The 25,295-nt window shown below is 72.5% G+C and carries 25 protein-coding genes and 1 pseudogene; 7 read left to right on the forward strand and 19 right to left on the reverse strand.

Annotation, left to right across the window (positions count from 1 at the left end; genetic code table 11):
• Nucleotides 1-607: pseudogene (locus tag B2P18_RS09970) on the forward strand (alcohol dehydrogenase catalytic domain-containing protein); the annotation flags it as partial.
• A gap of 218 nt (nucleotides 608-825) precedes the next feature.
• On the opposite strand, the gene B2P18_RS09975 reads toward B2P18_RS09970, so the two are convergent.
• From B2P18_RS09975 to B2P18_RS10025, 11 genes are all read right to left on the reverse strand, one after another.
• Nucleotides 826-3,249, reverse strand: coding sequence for a RelA/SpoT family protein (locus tag B2P18_RS09975; RefSeq protein ID WP_414630887.1), 2,424 nt, complete (start codon nucleotides 3,247-3,249; stop codon nucleotides 826-828).
• A 20-nt stretch (nucleotides 3,250-3,269) separates the two neighbouring features.
• Nucleotides 3,270-3,824, reverse strand: coding sequence for an adenine phosphoribosyltransferase (locus tag B2P18_RS09980; RefSeq protein ID WP_029212352.1), 555 nt, complete (start codon nucleotides 3,822-3,824; stop codon nucleotides 3,270-3,272).
• Between the two features lie 11 nt (nucleotides 3,825-3,835).
• Nucleotides 3,836-5,122 carry a protein translocase subunit SecF gene (gene secF, locus B2P18_RS09985; protein WP_286958620.1) on the reverse strand — a complete coding sequence of 429 codons (1,287 nt, stop codon included), beginning with the start codon at nucleotides 5,120-5,122 and terminating at the stop codon, nucleotides 3,836-3,838.
• Nucleotides 5,119-7,092: a protein translocase subunit SecD gene (secD, locus tag B2P18_RS09990; protein ID WP_029212350.1), complete on the reverse strand. Its 1,974-nt coding sequence runs from the start codon at nucleotides 7,090-7,092 to the stop codon at nucleotides 5,119-5,121. The genes secF and secD overlap by 4 nt, the downstream gene beginning before the upstream one ends.
• The gene (locus tag B2P18_RS09995; protein ID WP_050993340.1) at nucleotides 7,092-7,427 is read right to left on the reverse strand and encodes a preprotein translocase subunit YajC; all 336 of its coding nucleotides are present in this window, start codon (nucleotides 7,425-7,427) and stop codon (nucleotides 7,092-7,094) included. Before B2P18_RS09995 ends, secD begins: the two co-directional genes overlap by 1 nt.
• A gap of 145 nt (nucleotides 7,428-7,572) precedes the next feature.
• Nucleotides 7,573-8,697, reverse strand: coding sequence for a Holliday junction branch migration DNA helicase RuvB (ruvB, locus tag B2P18_RS10000; RefSeq protein WP_029212349.1), 1,125 nt, complete (start codon nucleotides 8,695-8,697; stop codon nucleotides 7,573-7,575).
• A gap of 3 nt (nucleotides 8,698-8,700) precedes the next feature.
• A complete protein-coding gene (gene ruvA, locus B2P18_RS10005) occupies nucleotides 8,701-9,303 on the reverse strand; it encodes a Holliday junction branch migration protein RuvA (protein WP_029212348.1) in 603 nt (200 codons plus the stop codon).
• A 133-nt stretch (nucleotides 9,304-9,436) separates the two neighbouring features.
• Complete coding sequence (gene ruvC / locus B2P18_RS10010) at nucleotides 9,437-10,105, reverse strand: crossover junction endodeoxyribonuclease RuvC (RefSeq protein ID WP_239266699.1); 669 nt, start codon at nucleotides 10,103-10,105, stop codon at nucleotides 9,437-9,439.
• Between the two features lie 333 nt (nucleotides 10,106-10,438).
• Entirely contained in the window at nucleotides 10,439-11,209 is a 771-nt protein-coding gene (locus B2P18_RS10015; RefSeq protein ID WP_019287593.1) for a YebC/PmpR family DNA-binding transcriptional regulator, read from the reverse strand.
• Between the two features lie 42 nt (nucleotides 11,210-11,251).
• Nucleotides 11,252-11,875 (reverse strand): pyridoxal 5'-phosphate synthase glutaminase subunit PdxT, encoded by a 624-nt coding sequence (pdxT, locus tag B2P18_RS10020; RefSeq protein WP_029212345.1) that lies wholly within the window; start codon nucleotides 11,873-11,875, stop codon nucleotides 11,252-11,254.
• 50 nt (nucleotides 11,876-11,925) lie between these two features.
• Nucleotides 11,926-12,990 (reverse strand): DUF5937 family protein, encoded by a 1,065-nt coding sequence (locus B2P18_RS10025; RefSeq protein WP_286958632.1) that lies wholly within the window; start codon nucleotides 12,988-12,990, stop codon nucleotides 11,926-11,928.
• 78 nt (nucleotides 12,991-13,068) lie between these two features.
• Between B2P18_RS10025 and B2P18_RS10030 the strand changes: the two genes are divergently transcribed.
• Nucleotides 13,069-14,319: an MFS transporter gene (locus tag B2P18_RS10030; protein ID WP_286958634.1), complete on the forward strand. Its 1,251-nt coding sequence runs from the start codon at nucleotides 13,069-13,071 to the stop codon at nucleotides 14,317-14,319.
• Between the two features lie 11 nt (nucleotides 14,320-14,330).
• Here the strand turns inward: B2P18_RS10030 and pdxS are convergent, their stop codons facing one another.
• The 5 genes from pdxS to pgsA form a co-directional block, all read right to left on the reverse strand.
• A complete protein-coding gene (gene pdxS, locus B2P18_RS10035; RefSeq protein ID WP_029212342.1) occupies nucleotides 14,331-15,266 on the reverse strand; it encodes a pyridoxal 5'-phosphate synthase lyase subunit PdxS in 936 nt (311 codons plus the stop codon).
• 95 nt (nucleotides 15,267-15,361) lie between these two features.
• The gene (locus tag B2P18_RS10040) at nucleotides 15,362-15,919 is read right to left on the reverse strand and encodes a hypothetical protein (protein WP_029212341.1); all 558 of its coding nucleotides are present in this window, start codon (nucleotides 15,917-15,919) and stop codon (nucleotides 15,362-15,364) included.
• A complete protein-coding gene (locus tag B2P18_RS10045) occupies nucleotides 15,919-17,124 on the reverse strand; it encodes a glycosyltransferase family 4 protein (RefSeq protein WP_286958693.1) in 1,206 nt (401 codons plus the stop codon). Before B2P18_RS10045 ends, B2P18_RS10040 begins: the two co-directional genes overlap by 1 nt.
• A 5-nt stretch (nucleotides 17,125-17,129) precedes the next feature.
• Complete coding sequence (locus B2P18_RS10050) at nucleotides 17,130-18,053, reverse strand: phosphatidylinositol mannoside acyltransferase (RefSeq protein WP_286958640.1); 924 nt, start codon at nucleotides 18,051-18,053, stop codon at nucleotides 17,130-17,132.
• A gap of 6 nt (nucleotides 18,054-18,059) precedes the next feature.
• On the reverse strand, nucleotides 18,060-18,665 hold the full coding sequence (gene pgsA, locus B2P18_RS10055) for a phosphatidylinositol phosphate synthase (protein ID WP_029212338.1): 606 nt from the start codon (nucleotides 18,663-18,665) through the stop codon (nucleotides 18,060-18,062).
• A 127-nt stretch (nucleotides 18,666-18,792) separates the two neighbouring features.
• Between pgsA and B2P18_RS10060 the strand changes: the two genes are divergently transcribed.
• The 3 genes from B2P18_RS10060 (at nucleotide 18,793) to B2P18_RS10070 (ending at nucleotide 22,525) form a co-directional block, all read left to right on the forward strand.
• Entirely contained in the window at nucleotides 18,793-20,919 is a 2,127-nt protein-coding gene (locus B2P18_RS10060) for an elongation factor G-like protein EF-G2 (protein WP_286958645.1), read from the forward strand.
• A 69-nt stretch (nucleotides 20,920-20,988) separates the two neighbouring features.
• The gene (locus B2P18_RS10065; protein ID WP_286958647.1) at nucleotides 20,989-21,672 is read left to right on the forward strand and encodes a histidine phosphatase family protein; all 684 of its coding nucleotides are present in this window, start codon (nucleotides 20,989-20,991) and stop codon (nucleotides 21,670-21,672) included.
• A gap of 274 nt (nucleotides 21,673-21,946) precedes the next feature.
• Nucleotides 21,947-22,525 carry a TMEM165/GDT1 family protein gene (locus tag B2P18_RS10070; RefSeq protein WP_239266313.1) on the forward strand — a complete coding sequence of 193 codons (579 nt, stop codon included), beginning with the start codon at nucleotides 21,947-21,949 and terminating at the stop codon, nucleotides 22,523-22,525.
• Here the strand turns inward: B2P18_RS10070 and B2P18_RS10075 are convergent.
• Both B2P18_RS10075 and B2P18_RS10080 read right to left on the reverse strand, forming a co-directional pair.
• Nucleotides 22,503-22,829 carry a hypothetical protein gene (locus B2P18_RS10075; RefSeq protein WP_286958651.1) on the reverse strand — a complete coding sequence of 109 codons (327 nt, stop codon included), beginning with the start codon at nucleotides 22,827-22,829 and terminating at the stop codon, nucleotides 22,503-22,505. The genes B2P18_RS10070 and B2P18_RS10075 overlap by 23 nt on opposite strands.
• A 5-nt stretch (nucleotides 22,830-22,834) precedes the next feature.
• On the reverse strand, nucleotides 22,835-23,395 hold the full coding sequence (locus B2P18_RS10080) for an HIT family protein (RefSeq protein WP_286958657.1): 561 nt from the start codon (nucleotides 23,393-23,395) through the stop codon (nucleotides 22,835-22,837).
• A gap of 23 nt (nucleotides 23,396-23,418) precedes the next feature.
• Between B2P18_RS10080 and B2P18_RS10085 the strand changes: the two genes are divergently transcribed.
• Together B2P18_RS10085 and B2P18_RS10090 are read left to right on the forward strand one after the other, a co-directional pair.
• A complete protein-coding gene (locus B2P18_RS10085) occupies nucleotides 23,419-23,937 on the forward strand; it encodes a nitroreductase family deazaflavin-dependent oxidoreductase (RefSeq protein WP_286958661.1) in 519 nt (172 codons plus the stop codon).
• A 21-nt stretch (nucleotides 23,938-23,958) separates the two neighbouring features.
• Nucleotides 23,959-24,534, forward strand: coding sequence for a hypothetical protein (locus B2P18_RS10090; protein ID WP_286958663.1), 576 nt, complete (start codon nucleotides 23,959-23,961; stop codon nucleotides 24,532-24,534).
• Nucleotides 24,535-24,659: 125 nt separating this feature from the next.
• On the opposite strand, the gene B2P18_RS10095 is transcribed toward B2P18_RS10090, so the two are convergent.
• Nucleotides 24,660-25,256 (reverse strand): TetR/AcrR family transcriptional regulator, encoded by a 597-nt coding sequence (locus B2P18_RS10095; RefSeq protein WP_286958665.1) that lies wholly within the window; start codon nucleotides 25,254-25,256, stop codon nucleotides 24,660-24,662.
• Nucleotides 25,257-25,295: the final 39 nt, after the last annotated feature.

Genomic DNA, 25,295 nt, shown 5'->3' on the forward strand with positions numbered 1-25,295 from the left:
GGGGGGGGAAGGGGGGGGGGGGGTGGGGGGGGGGGTGGTGGGGGGGGGGGCGGGCCCGGCCCCCTGCCCCCCCGACGTCGCCATCTACGACCCCTTCGAGGAGGGCGCACCCGGCGCCCAGAACCCGCCGTTCATCCTCGGACATGAGAACTCCGGCTGGGTGGAAGAGGTCGGCGAGGGCGTCGACGGGTTCACCCACGGCGACGCCTACCTGGTCTACGGCCCCATCGGCTGCCAGCACTGCCGCGCCTGTTCCCGCGGGCAGGACACCTACTGCGAGAACGCCGCGACCAACCCGTACATGGGTGTGGGCCTGGGCCGCGATGGCGGAATGGCGGAATACGTGTCCGTCCCCGCGCGGAACCTCGTGCCGCTGGGCGACGCGGACCCCATCGCCGCCGCTCCCCTGTCGGATGCGGGCCTCACCCCGTACCACGCGATCAAGCTGGCGCTACCCAACCTGGCTGGCGGCGGACGCTTCGCGCTGGTCATCGGACTGGGAGGGCTTGGCCAGTTGGGCGTCCAGATCCTCACGGCCCTCACCGGCGCCACAGTCATCGCGACGGACATGAAGGAGGACGCGATGGCGAAGGCCGAGGCCGCCGGCGACGAGAAGAAGGCCAAGAGCCTGCGCGAGAACCTCGAGTCCCGTCAGGCCTTCCTCGACATCGCCCGCCGGACCGCCTCCGACTTCAGCTGACCTCCGTCGGGGGCCGCGCGTCCCGCGCGCGAGATCTGTAGGCCCGCGTACCTTTTCTGCCCGGAAAAGGTACGCGGGTCTACACATCTCGGCCGGCGGAGCCGGCTACCGGCCGGAGGCTCGACTCACTGGGTGACGCGGTAGGCGTCGAAGACGCCCTGGACGCCGCCGACGGCCTTGAGGACCGAGCCGAGGTGCTTGGCGTCGGCCATCTCGAACGTGAAGCGGCTCTTCGCGACGCGGTCGCGGCCCGTGCTGAGGGTCGCCGACAGGATGTTGACGTGCTGGTCGGAGATCACCTTCGTGATGTCGGACAGCAGGTGGGGGCGGTCCAGCGCCTCGACCTGCATCGCCACGAGGAACGTCGTCTTCGCGTTCGCGATCCACCGCACCTCGACGACACGCTCGGTCATGTCGGCCAGCTCGGCGAAGTTCGCGCAGTCGGCGCGATGCACCGAGATGCCGGAGCCGCGCGTGACGAAGCCCTTGATCGGGTCGCCCGGCACGGGCGTGCAGCACCGTGCGAGCTTGACCATGACGTCGCCCGAGACGCCGACGACCTCGACGCCAGCATCGCTGCGGCTGCCCGACTGGCTGCGTCGCATGCGCGACGGCGGCATCGCGGTGGCCTCGGCCAGCTCCTCCTCCGCGCCCTCGCGACCGCCGGCGAGGTCGATGACCCGTTCGACCACGTTCTGCGCGCCGACGTTGTTCTCGCCGACCGCGGCGTACAGCGACGCGATGTCGGGGTGCCCGAGGTCCTTCGCGACGGTGTCGAGGTTCGCCTGGCGGAACAGGCGATGCATCGGGAGGCCCTCCTTGCGCATCTGCTTCGCGATGAGGTCCTTGCCGTGGTCGATGGCCTCCTCGCGGCGCTCCTTGGTGAACCACTGGCGGATCTTGTTGCGGGCGCGCGGGCTCTTGACGAAGTCGAGCCAGTCGCGGCTGGGGCCGGCCGTGGGCGACTTGGACGTGAAGATCTCGACGACGTCGCCGCTCTCGAGCTCGGACTCCAGGGACACGAGTCGCCCGTTGACGCGAGCGCCGACGCACGTGTGACCGACCTCGGTGTGCACCCCGTACGCGAAGTCGACGGGCGTCGCCTTGGCCGGCAGCTGGATCAGGTCGCCGCGGGGCGTGTAGGCGTAGACGCCCGCGTTCTGCATCTCGAAGCGCAGGGAGTCGAGGAAGTCGGTGGAGTCCTCGGTCTCGGACTGCCAGTCGACCAGCTCGCGCAGCCACATCATCTCGTTGCCGCCGGGGCCGCCGAAGCTGGCCTTGCCGCCGACCGCCGCCAGCGACTCCTCCTTGTACTTCCAGTGCGCCGCGACGCCGAACTCGGCGCGACGATGCATGGCGTACGTGCGGATCTGCAGCTCGACGGCCTTGCCCTGCGGGCCGATCACGGTCGTGTGCAGCGACTGGTACATGTTGAACTTCGGCGTCGCGATGTAGTCCTTGAACCGCCCCGGCACCGGCGTCCAGCGCGCGTGCATCGCGCCCAGCGCGGCGTAGCAGTCGCGGACCGACTCCACGAGCACCCGGACCCCGACGAGGTCGAAGATCTCGTCGAACTCCTTCCCCCGCACGATCATCTTCTGGTAGACGGAGTAGTAGTGCTTGGGGCGACCGGTCACCGTCGCCTTGATCCGCGCCTGCGCCAGGTCGTGCAGCACCAGCTCGCGCACCCCGGCGAGGTACTCCTCGCGGGCGGGGGCGCGACCCGCGACGAGGTTCTCGATCTCGTCGTAGACCTTGGGGTAGAGCGTCGCGAAGGACAGGTCCTCGAGCTCCCACTTGATGGTGTTCATGCCCAGCCGGTGCGCGAGGGGGGCATAGATCTCGAGGGTCTCGCGCGCCTTGCGCTGGGCGGAGCTCGCCGAGACATAGCGCCAGGTCCGTGCGTTGTGCAGCCGGTCGGCCAGCTTGATCACGAGGACCCGTATGTCGCGGGCCATCGCGACCACCATCTTGCGGACGGTCTCCGCCTGGGCGGCGTCGCCGTAGTGGACCTTGTCGAGCTTGGTGACCCCGTCCACGAGGCGCGCGATCTCGTCGCCGAACTCGCGGCGCAGCTCGTCGAGGGAGTAGTCGGTGTCCTCGACGGTGTCGTGCAGCAGCGAGGCCGCGATGGTCGAGGGCGGCATGCCGAGGTCCGCGAGGATCGTGGAGACGGCGAGGGGGTGGGTGATGTAGGGGTCGCCGCTCTTGCGGAGCTGTCCCCGGTGGCAGCGCTCGGCCACGACGTAGGCGCGCTCGATGACGCTGGTGTCGGCCTTGGGGTGGGTCAGCTTGAGAGAGCGCAGGATCGGCTCGAGGACCGGGTTGGCGGACGTCCGCCCGCCGAAGCGCGCGAACCGCGCCCGCATCCGTGCCGAGCTCGGCAGCGGCACGGTGGGCTCGGACACCGCGGCGCTGGCCGCCGCTCCCGCAGGTGAGGGACCCAGCTCCGAGACGTTGGGGTCCGGCTCGGTGCGCAGGGCCGTGGCCTCGGCGTCGGGGCGAGACACCGGCAGGTCCGACCGGCTCCGCGCGTCCTGGTCCGTCATCCCGCCATCCTAGGCCGCGCTCAGCCCCGCACGAGCGAGGAGACCACGCGATCCACCAGCTGAGACCGGCCGCCGAGGGCGTCGATCTCCAGGACGAACTCGCAGGCGGCGACGGTCGCGCCGCACTGCTCGACCAGGCGGCAGGTCGCCGCGGCCGTGCCGCCGGTGGCGAGGACGTCGTCGAGGACGAGCACCCGCTGCCCCGCGTGCAGGGCGTCCTGGTGCATCTCGAGGGTCGCCGCGCCGTACTCGAGGGTGTAGTCCTCGGTGACGGTGGCGCCCGGCAGTTTGCCCGCCTTGCGGACGGGCACGAAGCCGACCCCCAGGACGTAGGCCACGGCGGCGCCGAGGATGAACCCCCGCGCCTCCATCCCCACGACGACATCCACGTCACCGCGATGGCGGCGCGCCACGTCGTCGACGACCTGGACCAGGGCGGCGCCGTCGGCCAGCAGCGGCGTGAAGTCCTTGAACAGCACGCCGGGCTGCGGGAAGTCGGGGATGTCCCGCATCAGGGACGCGACCAGGTCGGCCACGCGCTGCTGCTCCGGGTCGGGGTGCGGGCTGGTCGGCATACGGCCGGTGCCTATCGCTTGGACCGCGGCGCACGCCGCGGCTGGTTGCGGGGACCGTCCTGCGTGACGCTCGGGTGCAGGGGCCGGCGACCCCCGTCGGCGGCCGGGTGGGTCGGGCGGCGGGTCGCGGTCGCGGTGCCGGCCCGGGTGGCCGAGGTCGCGCCACCAGCAGCACCACCGGCCGCACCCGTGGCGACGTCGTCGGGGCCGGTCGCCGGCGTCAGGTCGGAGTCCAGCATGGAGCTGTGGGTGTCGTGCTTGCCGAGGTCGGACAGCAGGGTGCCGGAGAAGTTGGCGCCGCCCCGCGCCTCCTGGTAGCGGTGGGCGCGCTTGGCCTGCTCCTTCATGCCCGGCTCCCGCTCGCGCAGCATGGCCAGCACCGGGGTCGCGATGAAGACCGAGGAGTAGGCGCCGACCAGGATGCCGACGAGCAGCACCAGGGACAGGTCGAGCAGCACGCCCGGACCGATGACCAGCAGACCGACGATGAGCACGACGGTGACGGGGATGACCGACATCATCGAGGTGTTGATCGACCGCACCAGGGTCTGGTTGACGGCGAGGTTGGCCGCCTGGCTGAAGGTCTGGCGACCCGTGTGACCGGCCGCGCGGACGTTCTCCTTGACCTTGTCGAAGACCACGACGGTGTCGTAGAGCGAGTAGGCGAGGACGGTGAGGAAGCCGATCGTCGTCGCCGGGGTGATCTCGAAGCCCAGGAGGGTGTAGAGGCCGACGGTGATGACCATGTCGTGCAGCATCGCGATGAGCGCGGCCGCCGCCATCTTCCACGTGCGGAAGTAGAACGCGAGGACCACGGCGACGATCGCGAAGAAGATGAGCAGGGCGCGCAGGGCCTGCTGGCTCACCGACTGGCCCCACGACGGGCCGACGAAGGTGCTCGACACCTTGTCCTTGCCCACCTGGAACTCCTGGCCCAGGGCGTTGCTCACGGCCTGGGTCGGGGCGTCGGCGAGCTTCTCGGTCTGCACGCGGATTGAGCTGTCGCCGATCTTGGTGACCGTGACGTTGCCGGCCTGCTCCCCCGCCTTGGACGCCGCGTCCTGCACGGTGTCCTGGGCGCGGTTCTCGAAGCCCGAGATGTTGCGGATGTCGGAGACGCGGAACTCCGAGCCGCCACGGAACTCCAGGCCGAGGTTGAGGCCGCTGAAGGCCAGGGAGCCGATGCAGACGGCCAGCAGCAGGCCGGACAGCAGGAACCACACCTTGCGGCGACCGACGTAGTCGAGCCCGCGGCGACCGGTGTAGAGGTCGTTACCGAAATCAGCGACCTTGCTCACAGCACGGCCCCGCCTTCCTTGGTGTAGCTGCCCTCACGCTGCTTGGTGGCGGCGCGCTCGGTCTCCAGCGCCTCGAGCTCGGCGTCGGGGTCGCGGAACCGGCCGCGACCGACGTAGCGCGCCGGCTTGGCACCGAGGGCGTCCGGGTCGAAGCCCGAGAGCTTGTGCCCCTGGCCGAAGAACGTGGTGCGGGACAGCAGCGCCAGCATCGGGTGGGTGAAGAAGAAGACGATGATGACGTCGATGATCGTGGTCAGGCCGAGCGTGTAGGCGAAGCCGCGGACGTTGCTGGAGGCCAGCAGGTAGAGCACGACGGCGGCGATCAGGTTGACGGCGTCGGAGATGATCACGGTGCCCTTGGCCCGCTGCCACCCCGCCTCGACGGCCGCCGGGATCGAGCGACCCTCACGGATCTCGTCCCGCACGCGTTCGAAGTAGACGATGAACGAGTCGGCCGTCATACCGATCGACAGGATCAGGCCGGTGACGCCGGCCATGGACAGCCGGAAGTTCTGCGACCAGCCGAGCAGCGTGATGCACAGGTAGGTCAGCGCGGCGGCCGCGAGCAGCGAGGCCACGGTCACCAGGCCGAGAGCGCGGTACTGGATCAGCGCGTAGATCATGACCAGCACGAAGCCGATGGCGCCCGCGAGCAGACCCTTGCTGAGCTGGTCGGCGCCGAGCGTCGGGCTGACGGTGTCCTGCGTCTCGACGCGGAAGGACATCGGCAGGGCACCGAACTTCAGCTGCTGGGCCAGTGCCTCGGAGCTCGTGGCGTTGAACGACCCGGTGATGCTGGAGCGCCCGTCGAGGATCGGCACGGTGATGCGGGGGGCGACGATGACCTCGCCGTCGAGCACCGAGGCGAACTGGTTGCGCGGCGGCGGGAGGTTGAGCAGGCGCTTGGACAGGTCGGCGAACTTCTTGCCGCCGTCACCGGTCAGGGTGAGGTTGACGCCGTACTCCGTGCCCGTGCCGCCGGCCTGGTTGGGCTGCAGGCCGGACGTCGCGTCCGCGATGTCCTGGCCCTGCAGCTCGGCCGGGCCGAGGATGTACTTGGCGGCGCGGTCGGCCGAGCAGGTGACCAGGGGCTTGGAGGCATCGTCGGAGATCTTGAGGTCGAGGTTGGGATCGGTGCAGTTGAGCGCTTCGTACTGCGCCTGCACCTCGGGGGTCACCCAGGCGGGGTCGCTGGCGTTGGCCGGCTTGCCGCCGGTGCCGCTGGACGTCGGGGCCGGGGTCGCCGCGGGAGCAGCAGGCGTGGTGGCTGCGGGCGTGGTGGCTGCGGGGGCCGTCGGCGTGGCAGCAGGCGTCGTCGCGGCCGGCGCCGCAGGCGTGGCGGCCGGGGCCGACGGTGAGACGGTCACGGCGGGCGCGGCCTGGGCGGCGGCGGGAGGCACGACGGCCGGGGCGCCGCTCGGCGTCGCGGTGGCGGGGCTGCTCGGGGTCGAGGTGGCCGGAGCGCTCGCGGGAGCGCTGGGCTTCGCCGTGGCCGAGGCGGACCCGGTCGCAGGCGCGGTGGCCGTGCCGGTGGCCGTCCCCGTGGCGGTGGGCGTCGGGGCGGGCTGGGTCGTGCCGGGGCCCTCCACCAGGACGGGCCGGAAGCGCATCATCGAGGACTTCTTGAGCGAGTCGACGGTCTCCTGCGGCGTGCCCTTGGGCAGCGACACGACGATGTTGCGCCCACCCTGCGTGGAGACCTCGGCCTCGGCGACGCCGGACCCGTCCACGCGCTTCTGCATGATGTCGACGGCCTGGTTCATCGTCGACTCGTCGATCGCCCTGCCACCCTCGACCTGCGGCGCGAGCACCACCTGGGTGCCGCCGGCGAGGTCGAGGCCGAGCTTGGGCGTGGCCTGCGCGGTGCCCCAGGTGTTGACGCCGGCGAGCAGGGCGGCCAAGCCGAGCAGGAGCGTGGCGAACCAGACCAGGGTCCGGCGCGCTCCCCTGGTGCGAGGGTTGCGGGCCATCAGTCGGTGCCCTCGGAGAGGGTCGTCGTGGTGCCGGCGGCGGGAGCCTCACCCATGAGGGCACGCTCGTCGATGGTGATGACCACGCCCTGGGCCACCTCGACCTGCGCGACGCCGCCACCCCGGGACACGAGGGTCCCGATGATGCCGGAGGCGGTGACGATCCGCTGCCCGGGCTGGAGCGACCCGGCGCGGGACGCGGCCTCGCGCTGGCGTCGGCGCGTGGTCCACCAGAGCCACCCCAGCATGAGCAGGGGGAGCAGGAAGATGAGGTAGGACAGAGCCCCTTGGTCGTTCTGCGCCGCAGCGGCGACGAACGGGGTGGCAGAGATCATCGACACGTTCTCTCGATCGGATGGTCTGCCAAGATCGTCGGGCCCTGGGATGACGCAGAGTGAAGACCTTGACACGTGGTGCAACGAGGAGGATTCCTCTCGGCAGTGTACGGGTCGGGTCTGTCCCCACCCAATCACCACGCGCTCAGGAGAACCGGCCCTCCCCGTCGAGGGGGAGCTGCGGAGCCCCGGCTCCGGGGGCGTCCATCGGCGCGGTGAGGCCGAGGTGCTGCCACGCCAGCGCCGTGGCCGCTCGCCCGCGCGGCGTGCGGACCATGAAGCCCTCGCGCACGAGATAGGGCTCAGCGACGGTCTCGACCGTGTCCGGCTCCTCCCCCACGGCGACGGCGAGCGTCGACAGGCCCACGGGGCCGCCGCCGAAGCGGGTGCACAGCAGCTCCAGCACCCCGCGGTCCAGCCGGTCCAGCCCCCGCACGTCGACGTCGAAGAGGGCGAGTGCCTCGTGCGCGGCCTCCAGGTCCACCACGCCGCGGCCATGCACCTGCGACCAGTCGCGGACGCGGCGCAGCAGCCGGTTGGCGATGCGGGGTGTGCCGCGGGACCGTCCCGCGATCTCGGCGATGCCGTCGTCGAGCGCCTCGACGCCGAGGAGCCGGGCCGAGCGCACGAGGATCGCGGCGAGGTCGTCGGAGGAGTAGAAGTCGAGGTGACCGGTGAACCCGAACCGGTCGCGCAGCGGCGCCGGCAGCAGTCCGGCGCGCGTCGTGGCCCCGACGACGGTGAACGGCGGCAGCTCGAGCGGGATCGCGGTCGCGCCCGGCCCCTTGCCCACGATGACGTCGACCCGGAAGTCCTCCATCGCGAGATAGAGCATCTCCTCCGCCGGGCGGGCCATGCGGTGGATCTCGTCGAGGAAGAGCACCTCGCCCTCAGCCAGGCTGGACAGGATCGCCGCGAGGTCACCGGCGTGCTGGATGGCGGGTCCGCTGGTCACGCGGATCGGCCGCTCCAGCTCGGCCGCGACGATCATCGCCAGCGTCGTCTTGCCGAGCCCGGGCGGACCCGACAGCAGGATGTGGTCCGGCACCGCGTCCCGGCGTCGCGCGGCCTCGAGGACCAGGGACAGCTGGTCGCGCACGCGGGGCTGCCCGGGGAAGTCCACCAGCCGCTTCGGCCGCAGCGCCGCCTCGACCCGCTGCTCGTCGTCGACCCCACGGGCGTCGACGACCCGCGCCGTCGCGTCATAGCTGCCGTCGTCGGCCCGACCGGCGAACTCGTCGTCCGCCCCTCGCTCCCACACCTCGGGCACGGGTCAGCGCCCCAGCTCGCGCAGGGCGGCGCGCAGCATCGCAGAGGTCGAGGCCATGCTGCCCGCGTCGCCGGCTGACGCCACCCGCCCGACGGCGTCCTCGGCCTGCTTGACGCTCCAGCCGAGCCCGACTAGCGCCTCGACGACCTGCGGCTGGGTCCCGCCCGCGGCCGGCGCGGCACCCGCGCCCGGCGTGGCGCCCGGGAGGACGCCGACCTTGTCGCGGAGCTCGAGCACGATGCGCTCGGCGCCCTTCTTGCCGATGCCGGGCACCTTGGTCAGGGTCGCGATGTCACCCGATCCGATGGCCGCGCGCGTGACGTCGGGGGCGTGCACCGACAGCATCGCGAGCGCCAGCCGCGGCCCCACCCCGCTGACGGTCTGCACCTGCTCGAAGAGCGCCCGCTCGTCGTCGTCGCCGAAGCCGTACAACGTCAGCGAGTCCTCCCGCACCACGAGGGTCGTCGACAGGCGGGCCTGCTGCCCCACGCGCAGCCCGGCGGCCGTGGCGGGAGTCGTGTGCACCAGCATGCCGACGCCCCCGACCTCGACCACGACGTGGTCGAGGTGGGCGGTCAGCACCGTGCCGGAGACGGACGCGATCATGAGTTCTCCTGTGGTCCAGTCGTCTTCGTCGTATGCCGCAGCACCGCATCCCGGCTCACCGCAGACCCAGGCGTCGTCGGCATCGTCGCACTCCCGAAGGCCGCGAGGGTCGGTGCCGCCCCGAGGGTAGCCCTCACGACGACGTCCCGCGCCGCACCGCCTGGCGACGGGCCGCCGCCACCGCGGGGTGGGCCGAGCCGCCACCCTGCGCACGATGCTCCGCCACGGCCTGCTGCCAACGGTTGGGGGCGGCCTGCTGCCGGCGCCGCGCGGCATCGAGCGCCTCGGCCGTGCGGTTGTCGGTCACGGCGCCGGCGAGCCGTGACGCCGCCCCGCCCCGCCATACGTGGCAGATGGCGAGGGCCAGGGCGTCCGCGGCGTCCGCGGGGGTGGGCCGCTCGTCCAGGCCCAGGACCCGCATGACCATGCTCGTGACCTGGGCCTTGTCCGCCCGCCCGTTGCCCGTCACCGCGGCCTTGACCTCGGACGGCGTGTGCAGGGCCAGCGGCAGCCCGCGGCGGGCGGCCGCGAGCATCGGGATCGCGCTCGCCTGGGCCGTCCCCATGATCGTGGACACGTCCCCACGGGCGAACATGCGCTCCACCGCGATCGCGTCCGGGTCGTGGTGGTGCAGCCAGTCCTCCAGCTCGGTCTGGATGGTCAGCAGTCGTTGGTGCAGCGGCTCGCTGCTCGGGGTGCGGATCACGCCGACCGCCACCAGCCGCAGGGGACGGCCGGGGACTCCCTCCACCACGCCGACACCGCAGCGGGTGAGACCGGGGTCGACGCCGAGCACCCGCATGTCGTTTCCCTCTCGCCGGACGTGTCGCGCGACAGTGTCCACGTTGCGCACCGACAGTCTCCACCGTGCGCACCGTCAGGCTACGCGGGACACACCGACAGACCGAACACACGTTCGCCAGAGCGCCTCCGCGCGCTCCACGACCATCCCCCGTCTCGCCCACCACCCCCCGTGTCGCCCACCATCCCCCGTCTCGCGCTGCAGCCCCAGACCGACGCCGCACGGCGAGACCGCCACCACAACCCCTGACGGGAACGCTCCAGACGAACGCGAGCGGGGCCGGGCACGACCTCGTCGTCCCCAGCCCCGCTCGCTCGTGTCCTCGCGCCGTCGTCAGTCCTCTGAATCAAGCTCGGCTGCGACCTCGTCGCTCACGTCCCCGTTCGTCCAGACGTTCTGCACGTCGTCGCTGTCCTCGAGCGCGTCGACGACCTTGAGCATCTTGCGGGCGCCGTCGGCGTCCAGCTCGACCTTGAGGTTGGGCACGAAGCTCGCTTCGGCCGATTCGTAGTCCAGGCCCGCCTGCTGGATCGCGGTGCGCACGGCCACGAAGTCGCCTGCCTCCGAGATGATCTCGAAGGTCTCGTCGTCGTCGTTGACCTCCTCCGCGCCGGCGTCGAGGACGATCTCCAGGAGGTCGTCCTCGGTCAGCTCGCGGTCCTTCTGCTGCTTGGTGAGCGTCACGACGCCCTTGCGCGAGAAGTTGTAGGCGACCGAGCCCGGGTCGGCGAGGTTGCCGCCGTTGCGGGTCAGCGCCACGCGCACCTCGGTGGCGGCGCGGTTGCGGTTGTCGGTGAGGCACTCGATCAGCACGGCGACACCGTTGGGGGCGTAGCCCTCGTACATGATCGTCTGCCAGTCCGCGCCGCCGGAGTCAGCACCGGAGCCGCGCTTCAGCGCACGGTCGATGTTGTCGTTGGGGACGGAGTTCTTCTTGGCCTTCTGGACCGCGTCGTACAGCGTGGGGTTGCCGGCCGGGTCGGCGCCGCCCTGCCTGCAGGCGACCTCGATGTTCTTGATCAGCTTGGCGAACAGCTTGCCGCGCTTGGCGTCGATCGCCGCCTTCTTGTGCTTGGTGGTGGCCCATTTGGAGTGGCCGCTCATACGTAAGCTCCTCGTGATGTCCGGCGTGGCAACTGGCCCAGTCTACGCGCCACGCACGAGGTCCACGAAGTACTCGTGCACCCGCAGGTCCCCGGTGACCTCGGGGTGGAAGCTCGTGACCAGCAGGGAGCCCTGCCGCGCCATCACGACCTTGCCCGCCGCCGCCCCCTCGGCGGACTCCGGCACCCTGGCCAGCACCTCGACGTCCGCGCCGACGTCCTCCACCCACGGGGCCCGGATGAACACCGCGCGCAGCGGCTCGGCCACCCCGTCGCGGATCGCCGGCACCGACAGGTCGGCCTCGAACGAGTCCACCTGGCGACCGAACGCGTTGCGCCGCACCGTGATGTCCATCCCGCCCAGGGTCTGCTGGTCGGCCGTCGCGTCGGTCACGCGGTCGGCGAGCATGATCATGCCCGCGCAGGACCCGTAGGCCGGCATACCGGCGGTGATCCGGTCCCGCAGCGGACCCTGCAGCCCGAACGCTCGCACCAGCTTGTCCATCACCGTGGACTCACCACCGGGTATGACGATCCCGTCCAGCTCGTCGAGCTCGTGCGGCCGGCGGACGGTGATGGCCTGGACGCGCAGGCACTCCAGCGCGTGGACGTGCTCGCGCACGTCGCCCTGGACGGCGAGGACTCCGATGCGGGTGGGGGCTGTCACCCGCCTCACGATAGTGCTCGGGCCGTATGCCGCTGAACCGCCCGCTCGCGCTACCGGTCCGCACCGACCGACGGGCCGCGCGGGTGGGTGCTCGCCACGAGCAGGTCGCCGAGCTGGGTGCGGGCGTAGAGCACCTCGCGGCCCCGTCGACGAGCCGCCACGAGCCCCGCCCGGGCCATGACCTGCAGGTGCTGGCTCATGGTGGGCGGGGTGACGTCGAGGTGGCACGCCAGCTGCGACGTCGTCATCGGCAGGTCGAGGAGCACCACCGCGCCGGCGCGCGTGCGACCGACGAGGTCCGCGAGCGCGGTGCCCGTCGCGTCGGGCGCCTCGCGCCACAGGGTGCCGACCCCGCGCGGTCCGTAGCTCGCCGTCGGGGAGTGCCCCGGCATGTCGAGGAACAGCAGCCCGGGGAAGGCGAACGCGCACGGCACGAGCACGAGCCCGCCGCCGGACGTGGTCGGCCCGGGCTGGCAGGCACGTTCGACGACCAGCTGCTCCCCCTCCATGCGCAGTCGGGGGTGCAGCGTCCCGAGCACCTGGTGCAGGCCTCCGCTCGCGATCTGCTCGAGGCGCCAGGCGATGTCGGACTCCCCCAGGCCGCGGAGCCGCTCCCAGACCGGGGCTACCGCCACCTCGAAGTACGCCTCGAGGTCGTCCGCCGCGCGACCGCGCACGGAGGCCGGGTCCCGCAGCCCCGCGACCAGGGCCTCGCGAGACGAGGGGGTGGGGCTCTCGGAGAGCAGGATCCGCAGGTCCTGCTCGACGACCTCCGTCGCGGCCTCGCGGACGTCGGTCAGCGCCTCCGTCATCGAGCCCTCGCGCCCGTGCGGGGTCGGCGTGACGAAGTCCGCGAGGTGCCCGGCACCGGGCACCAGCGCCAGGAGCAGGCCGAGGTCGAGGCCTGCGTCCAGCACCCGGTCACGGGCGACCTGCGCCCAGGGGTCGTGGAGGGTGCTGCCCTGGCCCTGGAGCACCTTCAGCGACGCCACCGCCTCCCACACCGGCGACACCGCGAAGCCCAGCCGCCCGAGCTCGGCCGGCCCGACCGTGCGCACGCCGGTGGGGTTCTCGCTGCGCGACCGGGTGGCGCGGGTGGCCGTGGGGCTCGTCATACGGCCAGGCTAGCCCCCGACGATGTGGCCACCACCGAATCCTGGCCCGACCAGGTCCTGCGGGCCCACGCTCGACCCATGACCACCCGCGACACGATCCCCTCGACGGGCAGCAGCAGCCGCCTGCGCACCGACGGGCCGTTCGGCCTGCCGCGCACCTACTGGGCGATCTGGACCGCCGTCCTCGTCAACCGCCTGGCGACCTTCGTCCAGCCCTTCCTGGTCCTCTTCCTCGTCCGCGAGAAGGGGCTCTCGCTCGCGCAGGCCGGACTGGTCGCGGCCTTCCTCGGCGTGGGCGCGATCGTGTCGAGCCTGGTCGGCGGGTGGCTGGGCGACCGGCTGGAGCGGCGGTCGGCGATCGTCCTCGGCCAGTCGCTCGCGGCGCTAGCGCTCCTCGGGCTGGCGGCCGCGCCGACCACCCCTCTGGTCGTGGCGGGCGCCCTGGCCGTCGGGCTGTGCTCGGACCTGGCCCGCCCGGCGCAGAACGCCCTCGTCGCGGACGTCGTCGCGCCCGAGCAGCGCGTCCGCGCCTACTCCCTCGTCTTCTGGGCGCTCAACCTGGGCTTCTCGGTCGCGACGCTCACGGCCGGGGTCCTCAGCCGGTTCGGCTACGGCTGGCTGTTCGTCGTGGACGCGGCGGCCACGCTGCTGTCCGCCCTGCTCGTGGTGGTGCTCGTGCCTCGTATGCCGCGCGCCCGCCGCCCCTACGGACCCGCCACGCGCGGGGTGGTGGCCTCGATGGTCCGCGACCCGCGCGCCGTGACCCTCGTGCTCGCCGCCACGGCCTACGCGACGGTCTACCAGCAGGCCTACTCGACGCTGCCGCTCGTCATGGGGCGCGACGGCCTGTCGGCGGCGGCCTACGGCGCGATCGTGGCGGTCAACGGGGTGGTGATCGTGCTGCTGCAGCCGTTCGCGGCGGGTCGGATCGAGCGGTGGCGACCCGAGCTCGTCTATGCCACGGCCCTGGTCGTCGTGGGGGCTGGTTTCGGGCTCACCGTCGTGGCCGGGTCCGTCGCGACCCACCTGGTCGCGGTGATCGTGTGGAGCGTGGGCGAGGTGGGCGCCGCCGCGGTGATCGGCGCGATGTTCGCGGCGCTGGCGCCCCCGCACCAGCGCTCGGGCTACCTGGCGTCCTTCTCCCTGACCTTCTCGGTCGGGATGGCGGTGGGCCCGGCGCTCGGCACGTGGGTGCTGTCACGCCTGGGCGAGCCCGTCCTGTGGCTGGGATCGCTCGCGCTGCTCGTGGCCGCGGCGCTCGCCGTGAGCAGGCTCCACGCTCCGAGCGCTGACGTGCCACCCCCGCCCGCGTGCGCCGAGCGGGGGTGACGACGCTCAGCTCACCAGCCGCGCTCGGCCAGACGGTGCGGCTGCGGGATCTCGTCGACGTTGATGCCGACCATGGCCTCGCCGAGTCCGCGCGAGACCTTGGCGAGGGTGTCGGGGTCGTCGTAGAAGGTGGTGGCCTTGACGATGGCCTCCGCGCGCTGGGCCGGGTTGCCGGACTTGAAGATGCCGGAGCCGACGAAGACGCCCTCGGCGCCGAGCTGCATCATCATGGCGGCGTCGGCGGGGGTGGCGATGCCGCCGGCGGTGAAGAGCACGACGGGCAGCTTGCCGCTCTGGGCGACCTCGCGCACGAGCTCGAACGGCGCCTGCAGCTCCTTGGCGGCGACGTAGAGCTCGTCGGCCGCCATCGTCTGCAGGCGGCTGATCTCGCCGCGGATCTTGCGCATGTGGGTGGTGGCGTTGGAGACGTCGCCGGTGCCGGCCTCGCCCTTGGAGCGGATCATGGCCGCACCCTCGGTGATGCGGCGCAGGGCCTCGCCGAGGTTGGTCGCGCCGCAGACGAACGGCACGGTGAACGCCCACTTGTCGATGTGGTTGCTGTAGTCCGCGGGGGTGAGCACCTCGGACTCGTCGACGTAGTCCACGCCGAGGGCCTGCAGCACCTGGGCCTCGACGAAGTGGCCGATCCGGGCCTTGGCCATGACCGGGATGGAGACGGCCTCGATGATGCCGTCGATCATGTCGGGGTCGCTCATGCGGGACACGCCACCCTGGGCGCGGATGTCCGCGGGGACCCGCTCGAGGGCCATGACGGCGACGGCGCCGGCGTCCTCGGCGATCTTGGCCTGCTCCGGCGTGACCACGTCCATGATCACGCCGCCCTTGAGCATCTCGGCCATGCCGCGCTTGACGCGGGTGGTGCCGGTGCCGGTGCCGGCGCTGGGGACGGAAGGGGTGGTCGCGGGGCTGGACTCGGTGATGCTCATCGCGTTGGCGCTGCCTTAGCTCGAGGACTGCTGTGTCGACTTCGGTGTCGGCGTCATCGTAGGTCCATCCGCGCGACGCGCCCGCATCGCCCGGATCACTCGAGGGCGGAGGGCAGGCGGTCGTCGAACTCCACCGTGTGCGGCAGCTCGGCGTGCCCGGCCAGGCGGAAGGTGCGGACGAGGCGCTTGCGCCGCACCCGCTGCACGTCGACGACGGCGTCGTTGTGGAAGCGCCGGGCGAGCTGGACGCGGGTGCAGGAGCTGCGCAGCCGCTGCAGCAGGACGCGGCCGCCGTGGTCGCCGTCGCGCCGCAGCGCGTCGACCGTCTCGGGCGGCAGGGCGAGGTCGAGCGCCTGGGTCAGGTCGGTCTCGGCCTCGATCCGCGCCTCGACCGGCTCGTCCTCGAGCTCCAGCGTCTCGGCCGCCGCCGCGGCGAGGAACAGCGAGGTCGCCGGGTCCAGCAGACCCGACCCCGCCAGCTCCTGCACGGCCTCGGCGCGTCGCACCAGCTGGGCGTCGACGGCGACGAGCGCGCCCTCGACGCGGGCGTGCAGCCGGTCCAGGCGGGCGGCGGTGTAGGTCAGCCGCCACGCGAGCAGCAGGAGGACCAGGCCGACGAGGACGACGGTGAGCGGGATGTCGGGGACGTGCATCAGCGTCGCGCGCCCCGGCCGAGGGCGTCGCCGATCCCCTGGGTGAGGCTGCGTCCCATGCCCTCGAGGCGGCGGGAGACGGCCCCTCGCTGCTTCTCGGGCGCCCCGAGCAGGACGGTCTCGTAGACCGCGAGCACCTGCTCGGCCACCACGGACCAGTCGAACTGCCAGGCGCGCTCCTGCCCCACGCGGGACAGCTCGGCGCGCCGGTCGGGGTCGGCGAGCAGCGCCACCGCACGCTCGGCCAGCGCCGCGCTCGACTCGTTGGCGAAGGTCGCGCCGGCACGCCCCCCGTCCAGCACGCGCACGAACGCCGGGAGGTCGGACGCCAGCACGGGCGCCCCCGCCCCCATGGCCTCCACCAGGATGATGCCGAAGCTCTCGCCACCGGTGTTGGGCGCGACGTAGACGTCGGCCGAGCGGAACAGCGACGCCTTGTCCTCGTCGGAGACGGCCCCGAGCAGCTCGACGTGGCACCCGTCGGGCACCGCGGCGCGCACGGCGTCCTGGTCGCCCGGGCCGGCGACGAGCAGCCGGACCCCGGGCACCTCGCGGGTGATCGCGGGCAGCGCCTCCAGCAGCAGGGGCAGCCCCTTGCGCGGCTCCTGCAGCCGGCCGAGGAAGGCGATGGTCGGCCGCTCCGGCGTGCCCTGCCACTCGGGGCGGACGGGCGCGGCGGCGAACCGGTCGACGTAGACGCCGTTGGGGATGACGACCGCGTCGCCGCCGTAGTGCGTGGTCACCGTGCGGCGGGCGTCCTCGGAGACGGCGACGCGGCCCAGGATCTTCTCCAGCGACGGGCGGAAGGCGGGGTAGACCGTCTGCATCGCCCGCGAGCGCACCTGGGAGGAGTGGAAGGTCGCGACGATCGGGCACTCCGCCTGCCAGAGGGCGAGGGTGCCGATCGACGGGGTGATCGGCTCGTGGATGTGCACGACGTCGAAGGCGCCGTCCTCGAGCCAGCGCGCCACCCGCGACGCCGTGACCGGTCCGAAGTTGAGCCGCGCCACGGAGCCGTTGTACTTCACGGGGACGGCCCGCCCGGCGCTCACGACGTACGGCGGCAGCGCGGTGTCCTCGTCGGCCGGCGCCAGCACCGACACCTCGTGGCCCGCGCGCAGCAGCCACTCGGCGAGGTCGCGCACGTGGAACTGCACCCCCCCGGCGACGTCTAAGGAGTACGGGCAGACGATCCCGATGCGCAGCGGGGTCACCGGACGTCCTCGGCAAAGACCCGCTGCATCATGTGCCAGTCGGCCGTATGCCGGACGACCGCCGCCTCGAGCGCCGCCGCACAGCTCTGGGTCATGGCCGCGGCCTTGTCCCTCGTGCGACCCGTCTCGGGCACGGGCACCTGCTCGTGGAAGGTCACGACGACGTCGTAGCCGCTGCCGGTCCCGCCGGGACCGTGCCGCCGCTCGTAGTGCACGGACACGGGGTGCAGGGGCGCCCCGGTCGCGACGGCGAGGGCGGCCGGGCCGGGCGCCATCCGGGCCTCGCGGCCGCAGAAGGTCACGGTGACGCCCTGGTCGGTCAGGTCGCGGTCGGCGAGGAGCGGCACGAAGCCGCCGGCCCGCAGGGCGCGGACCAGCTCCGGCATCGCCGGCGGACCGCCGGTCAGCGGCAGGATCCGCATGCCGAGCCGCTCGCGGAAGGCGACGAAGGCCTCGTAGACCTCCTCGGGGCGCAGCCGCTCGGCCACGGTCGTGACCGGCGCCAGCTCGTGCGTGGACCAGGCGCCGGCGAGGTCCCAGTTGCCGAGGTGGCCGAGGAACATCACGGCCCCGCGGCCCTCGCGCAGCGAGTCGCGCACGCCCTGGTCGCCGACGACGCGCACCGTCTCGTGCAGCACCTCCTGGGTGAGGTCGGGCAGCCGGAACGCGTCGCACCAGTAGCGCAGGTAGGACCGCATCCCCTCGCGCACGACCGCCTCGAGCTCGGCGGGCGACAGCTCGGGCCGCACCCGGGCGTAGTTGGAGCGCAGCCGCTGCACCGAGCGCCCGTCGCGGCGGTGGGTGACGTCGGCCGCGCGGTCGAAGGCGGCGTAGGCGACGCGCGCGGGCAGCAGGCGGACGACGCGCCAGCCGGCGCGGAACGCCCAGACGGTGGCCCGGTCGGCGAGGCGGTTCGGCATACGGCCTCAGCCTCGGGAGAGGGCCTGCGTGCGCACGACCAGGATCCGCTGGAGCACGGTGATCGCCGACAGCACGGCGAGGACCCACAGGGCCAGCGCCACCATGGGCTCCCACAGGCCGATGCCGGTCACGAAGGTGGCCACCAGGATCAGCACGAGCCGGTCGGCGCGCTCGGCCACCCCGACGCTCGCCGTCATGCCGAGCCCCTCGGCCCGGGCGCGAACGTAGGACACGAGCATGCCGAGCACCAGCACCGCGAGCGCGACGCAGGTGAGCACGCGATCGCCCCGCCACGCGTAGTAGAGGACGAGCCCGCCGAAGATCGAGGCGTCGCCGATCCGGTCCAGGCTCGAGTCGAGGAAGGCGCCGAAGCTGGAGGTGCGGCCGCTGTGCCTCGCCATGACGCCGTCGATCGTGTCGGAGAAGACGAACACCGCGATCAGGAGCGTGCCCACGAGGAACTCGCCGCGGGGGAAGAACCACAGCGCGCTGGCCGCCACCCCGAGGGTGCCGACGATGGTCACGGCGTCGGGCGAGACGCCGAGGCGCAGCAGGACCTTGGCGACGGGCGTGAAGATCCGGGTGGCCAGAGCACGAAATCGGTTCAGCATGGTGCCCCCACCCTAGCCATAGGGGGACCCCGCTTGTCGGCACCGCTCGCCGGGAGTTGAGTATGGACTCACCCGCCCTGCACGGCAGGGCGGACGATCCGCCAACGACGAAGTCAGGTGAGATGACATGGCCGCTAACAACAGCCAGGGTCAAGGAGCCGCCGGCTCCCCCGCCCCAGTCCGCCCCGAGGACATCATGAATGTCGTCCTCGTGGGGCCGTCCGGATCGGGAAAGAGCACGTTGTTCGACCACCTGATAGCGGCCCGCGTGCCGGGGCGGCGCGCCAAGGAGGCCACCAAGGGCGAGGACACCCGCTCGGTCGGGCTGGACGCGGCCTCCTTCGACGTCGGCGGGACGACCATCAACCTGCTCGACACGCCGGGCTACCCAGACTTCGTCGGTGACCTGCGGGCCGGGCTGCGCGCGGCCGACGCGGCGCTGTTCGTCGTCTCCGCGGTGGACGGGGTCGACGCGGCCACCGGGATGCTGTGGCACGAGTGCGAGGCGGTCGGTATGCCGCGCGCCATCGTCGTGACCAAGCTCGAGGCAGGGCGCGGGTCCTTCGAGGACACCGTGGACTCGTGCCGGCGGGTCTTCGGCGACGCGCAGCCGCTCTACCTGCCCGTCCAGGCCGACGACGGCACGATCACCGGGACGCTGGCCCTGCTCAGCCGCCGCCACTACGACTCCTCCGGCGGCGACGTCCGCATCAGCGACGCGACGGCCGAGCAGCGCGAGGTCATCGACGAGGTCCGCGGCGACCTGGTCGAGGCGATCATCACCGAGTCCGACGACGACACCCTGCTGGACCGCTACCTCGAGGGCGAGGACGTCTCCTTCGACACGATCCGGGCGGACCTGATGACGGCGGTGGCCGCGGGCACGTTCTTCCCCGCCATCCCGATCAGCGCGCTGACGGGCGCGGGGGTGCCGGAGCTGCTGGAGATCTTCACCGACGCCTTCCCGGACCCCACGCGGCACCCGCTGCCGATGGTGACCTCGCTGGACGGCGAGCCGATCGAGCCCCTCGTCGGGGACCCGGACGGGCCGCTGGTGGCCGAGGTCGTCAAGACCTCGACGGACCCCTATGTCGGACGCGTGTCGCTCGTCCGCGTGTTCAACGGCACCCTGCGCGCCGAGGACGTGGTGCACGTGGCGGGCCACCTGTCGGCCTTCGTCGGCAAGGAGGTCGAGGGCCACCCGGACCACGACTCCGACGAGCGCGTCGGCCAGCTGGCGACGCCGCTCGGCGGCACCGAGCACGCGCCCAAGTCGTCCGGGTTCGCCGTGGCCGGCGACCTCGCGATCGTGGCCAGGCTGGCCCACGCCGAGACCGGGGACACGCTCTCGGCCAAGGACTCCCCCTGCGTCGTCGAGCCGTGGCTGCTGCCCGACCCGCTGCTGCCGGTGGCGATCCACCCGGTCTCCAAGGCCGACGAGGACAAGCTCGCCAGCGCCCTGCAGCGCGTCGTCGCCGAGGACGTGACGATGCGTCTGGACCACGACGCCGAGACCCACCAGACGGTGCTGTGGACGATGGGGCAGGCGCACGTGGACGTGCTGCTCGGCCGGCTCCAGGAGCGCTACCAGGTCAGCGTCGAGGCGGAGCCGCTGCGGGTGGCGCTGCGCGAGACGTTCGTCGCCCCGGCCCGGGCCCAGGGCCGGCACGTCAAGCAGTCCGGCGGGCACGGCCAGTTCGCCGTCTGCCACGTCGAGATCGAGCCGCTCGAGCGCGGCGCGGGCTTCGAGTTCGTCGACAAGGTGGTGGGTGGGTCGGTGCCCCGGCAGTTCATCCCCTCGGTCGAGAAGGGCGTCCGGGCGCAGATGGCCAAGGGCACCCTGGCGGGATACCCGATGGTCGACATCCGGGTGACCCTCACCGACGGCAAGGCGCACTCGGTGGACTCCTCGGACATGGCCTTCCAGACCGCCGGGGCGCTGGCGCTCAAGGAGGCCACGAGCTCGGCCACGGTCACGCTGCTCGAGCCGGTGGACTCCGTCGACGTCGACGTGGCGGACGACTACGTCGGGCCCGTCATGAGCGACCTGTCCACGCGTCGCGGGCGGGTCGTCGGCACCGAGCCCGGCGACGAGGGACGCACCGTCGTGCACGCCGAGGTGCCGGCCCTCGAGCTGACGCGCTACGCCATCGACCTGCGGTCCGTCGCGCACGGGACGGGCACCTTCCGCCGCGACCGGCTGCGCTACGACCCGCTCCCGCAGCAGCTGGCGGCCAAGGTCGTCACCGCCTGAACGCCGCAGCGGGCGCGTCGCCCGACCCCGGGCTGGGCGCCGACCGTGGCGGATGACAGACTCTGCGACATGGACCTCTTCGTCATCCGCCACGGTCAGTCCGAGAACAACAAGCTGTATGCCGAGACCGGCAGCCGCGCAGGTCGCACCCCCGACTCCGAGCTGTCCGAGCTCGGCCACGAGCAGGCCAGGCGCCTCGCCGAGGCGGTGTCCCAGGACCGCAGCCACCTCGACGTGGAGGTCCTCTACACCGCCCTCACGCACCGGTGCCTGCAGACCGTCGCGCCGCTCGCCGACGCCCTCGGGGTGGAGCCGATCGGCCGCACCGACCTGGGCGAGGTGGGTGGCCTCTACGCCGCGCACCCGGCCACCAACGTGCGTCGCCCCTACCCCGGCCTCAGCACGCAGGAGATGCACGACATCGCCCCGTCCCTCACGCTGCCGGACGACGTCGAGCAGGGCTCGGAGTGGGACGGCGGCTTCGAGGAGGAGCACGCCGAGGCGCAGCGCCGAGCGGCCACCGTGCTGGCCGACCTGGCGTCCCACCACGGGGACCGCGCCACGATCGGCATCCTCACCCACCAGCACTTCGGCCAGCTCCTGATCGGTGCCGCGGCCGGCATCGGCGAGGCCGGCCGCAGGTTCGAGCTGTCCAACTCCTCGGTGACCGCGCTGCGGCACGAGGACGGCGAGTGGCGCGTGCTCTGGGTCAACCGGGTCCGCCACCTCGACAGCGACCAGATCAACGCCTGAGGGTCTCCCAGACCCGCCCAGGGGGCGCCACGATCGGCGAGGACACGCCGATCGTGGCGCCCTCTCGTGTTGGGTGAGCCGGTCGGGGCGGGCTACCCTGGACGCTGAAAGGGAGTAGTCCCCAACAGTCGAGTCGACACATTGGCCCTCGGGCCCGGCTCGGCAGGCCACGACCGTGTGGCGGACGAGACTTTCGACCAGCACCCCGTCGACGGACGTGCCTGGCCGAGGTCCGTCCACGACGCGGGTCCGGCAGGCCTGAGAGGACCCCCTCATGTACGCCTTCCTCCTGAGCACCGCGGTGATCTTCGTCGCCGAGCTCGGCGACAAGAGCCAGCTCATGGCCATGACCTTCGCCGCCCGCTACCGCGCCCGCGACGTCCTCCTGGGCATCACCGCCGCCACCGCGCTCGTGCACCTCGCCTCCGTCGGGATCGGCTACGCCATCGGGGACGTCTTCGCCGACGCCCAGGGCGTCATCCAGGTCGTGGCGGGCGTCGCCTTCCTGGCGTTCGCCGCGTGGACGCTCCGCGGCGACGAGCTCACCGACGACGAGGCCGCCAAGGCCCGCAACAGCCGGGGCATGGCGCTGGTGGCCGTCGGCACGGCGTTCTTCCTCGCCGAGCTGGGCGACAAGACCATGCTCGCGACCATCACCCTCGCCACCCAGGAGGGGTGGTTCGGCACGTGGGTCGGCTCGACGCTCGGGATGGTCGCGGCGGACGCCCTGGCCATCGGCGTCGGCGCCCTCCTCGGCCGCAAGCTGCCCGAGCGCACCATCAAGATCGGCGCCGCCGTGCTGTTCCTGGCCTTCGGCGTGCTGCTGATCGTCAGCGGCGTGCGCGCGCTCTGACGAGCGTCTCCGCGGGACGGACCGCCGGCCGCAGGAACCGGTGGCCGTGGCGCAGCAGCTCCGGCCACACCTCGCACCCCCGGCTGACCTCGCCGTCCCGGCCGATCCAGACCAGCGCCCCGCGGCAGTCGTCCGGTGTCAGGCCCCACCGCTCCAGGGGCAGCCGACGCCAGGGCCGCAGCTCGAACCGGTCGCGCGACACGACGTGCCACAGCGCCCTGGCCTGCACCCGGCCCAGCGCGCTCGTGTCGTCGTAGACCAGCACGGGAAGCGGTTCCGCAGACGTGACGGGCAGGTCCGGCATACGGCTCACTCCCCCGGCCAGGCCGCCACGATCTGCTGCCGGGTGTCCTCGAGCAGGACCGGCAGGGCCTTGGTCTGCCCGACGATCGGCAGGAAGTTCATGTCGCCGCCCCACCGCGGCACCACGTGCTGGTGCAGGTGCGCGGCGACGCCCGCCCCGGCGACGGCGCCCTGGTTCATCCCGAGGTTGAAGCCCATGGGGCTGCTGGCGGCCTCCAGCGCGCGGATCGCCTGCTTGGTCAGCCGGGTGAACTCCTCGGTCTCCTCGTCGGTGAGGTCGAGATAGAGCGGCACGTGGCGGTAGGGGCACACGAGCAGGTGTCCGGGGTTGTACGGGAAGAGGTTCATGACCACGAAGCAGTGCTCGCCGCGGTGCACGATGAGCCCCTCGGCGTCATCCTTGTCGGGCGCCGCGCAGAACGGGCACCCTTGTCCCGCATCGGTGCTCGGGCGATCCGCCTGGATGTAGGCCATGCGGTGCGGCGTCCACAGACGCTCGAACCCGTCGTCCACACCGGCGAGCTGGCCGGCGTCCTCGATGCTGCGCGGGCCCTGGAGGTCTGTCACCCCTCGATCCTAGACTCGACCGTATGACGACGACACCAGACCCCACGCCCGCCACCCCTTCCGGCAACGACGCCTCGGGCCACGACTTCTCGGGCACCGACCCCTGGGCCGCGCTCGACGCCCCGCCCGCCCCCAACGCCTCTGGCTGGGTCCGTCAGCAGCTCGAGGACATCCACGCCGCCGGCACCACCGAGGCCGCCAGCGTCGAGGGCATGCGCGTCGTCGTCCTGACGATGCTCGGCAAGTCCTCCCGCAAGGTTCGCGAGGTGCCGCTGATGCGGGTCGAGCACGACGGCGTCTACGCCGCGGTCGGCAGCAAGGGTGGCTCCCCGGAGCACCCTCAGTGGGTCCACAACCTGACCGCGCATCCCCACCTGCTCCTGCAGGACGGCACCACCGTCACCCGGCGGGTCGCCCGGCTCGCCACCGAGGCGGAGCACGCCGAGTGGTGGCCCCGCTGCGTCGAGGCCTTCCCGCCCTACGCCGACTACCAGACCAAGACCGACCGCCAGATCCCGGTCTTCCTCCTCGAGCAGGCGTGATGCGGCTGGCATGCTGACGCCATGAGCAAGCACCGCGCCGAACGCCTCGCCCGGATCCGCGCCAAGCTCGAGTCGGCCATGGCCGAGCACACCTGCCTCGAGCTCGACATGCCGGACGAGGCCGTCACGGGATACTGCGTGGGGGTCGGGCGGCGGTGGTGCCTCGTCCAGGCCTCGGCGCCGTGGCCCGACGGCTACGTCGCCGCCCGGATCGCCGACCTGGAGCGGATCCGCCACCACCAGTACCCCGCCATCCACCAGCTCGCCTTCGAGCACGAGGGCGCCTGGCCTCCCAGCGGCCTGGACAGCCTCGACCTCGACACCACCGAGGCGCTCGTCTCAGACCTCGCCGAGCGCTACCCGCTCCTCGGGCTCGAGCTGCGCGACTCCGACGACCAGCTGTTCGTCGGGGCCCCGGTCCTCGTGGCGCAGGGCACCTTGATGCTGCTGGAGCTCACCCCCTCGCCGACGTGGGAGACCCTGTCCACGTGGCGGCTGGGCGACCTGGCCCGCATCACGGTGGGCGGCCGCTACCAGGACCTCCTCGACCTCGCGGCGCCCGAGCGCCCGGCAGATCCGTCCCCCTTCGCCGGCTGATCCCCTCCCGCCGACTGGTCCGCGCGCCGGTCCCCCGACGCGAGTGCGCGGCGAGGCCGGTGGCGTGGCCGCCGGGCCATCGTTCAGGCTCCGACGGTGACAACGTGGTCGGCGACAGCGGCGCTTCAGACGGCTCGCGGCTGCAACCCGGCCCGGACGTACTGGTAGGCCTGCTCGAGCAGGGCGTGCGGGCTGTGCTGTTCGGTTGCCGCCCAGGCTTGGAGGGCGATCCAGCCGGCGTCCACGAGGCACCGGGCGGCGATCCTGTCGCGCAGGTCGTCCCGCACATCACCTCGCCTGCTCCTGAGGAAGGCGAGGATCAGTTCCTCCGTGGAATGCTGGGCGTAGGTCAGCAGGTCGATCGATGACGCGGTGATGATCTGCACCTGTATCCGGAGCAGATCGAACTCATCCTCTCCGTACGCGAGCGCGTCCGGCATCACGTCGCAGATCGCCGCGATCGCGTCGCCTGCAGCGGCCTTGCGCAGGAGTGACCGGACCCGTTCCGCGTCGTCCTCGGACCGGTCCCAGACGATGTGGGCCTTGGTCGGGAAGTAGCGGACCAGCGTGCTGCGACCGATTCCGGCGGCCGCAGCGACCTCGCTCATCGTGACGTTGTCATACCCGTGCTCCGCGAACAGCTGCAGCCCCGTCGTGGCGACGAACCGCGGGTCGGCCGCCATGGGGCGACCGGTGGCCCGCGTCGGCTCCTCCTCAGGCATCCCCCCATCGTGCCAGAAGGTCGCCACCCCTTGTGGTAC

The sequence above is a fragment of the Arsenicicoccus sp. UBA2120 genome (assembly GCF_002330965.1).
Lineage (GTDB): Bacteria > Actinomycetota > Actinomycetes > Actinomycetales > Dermatophilaceae > Arsenicicoccus > Arsenicicoccus bolidensis.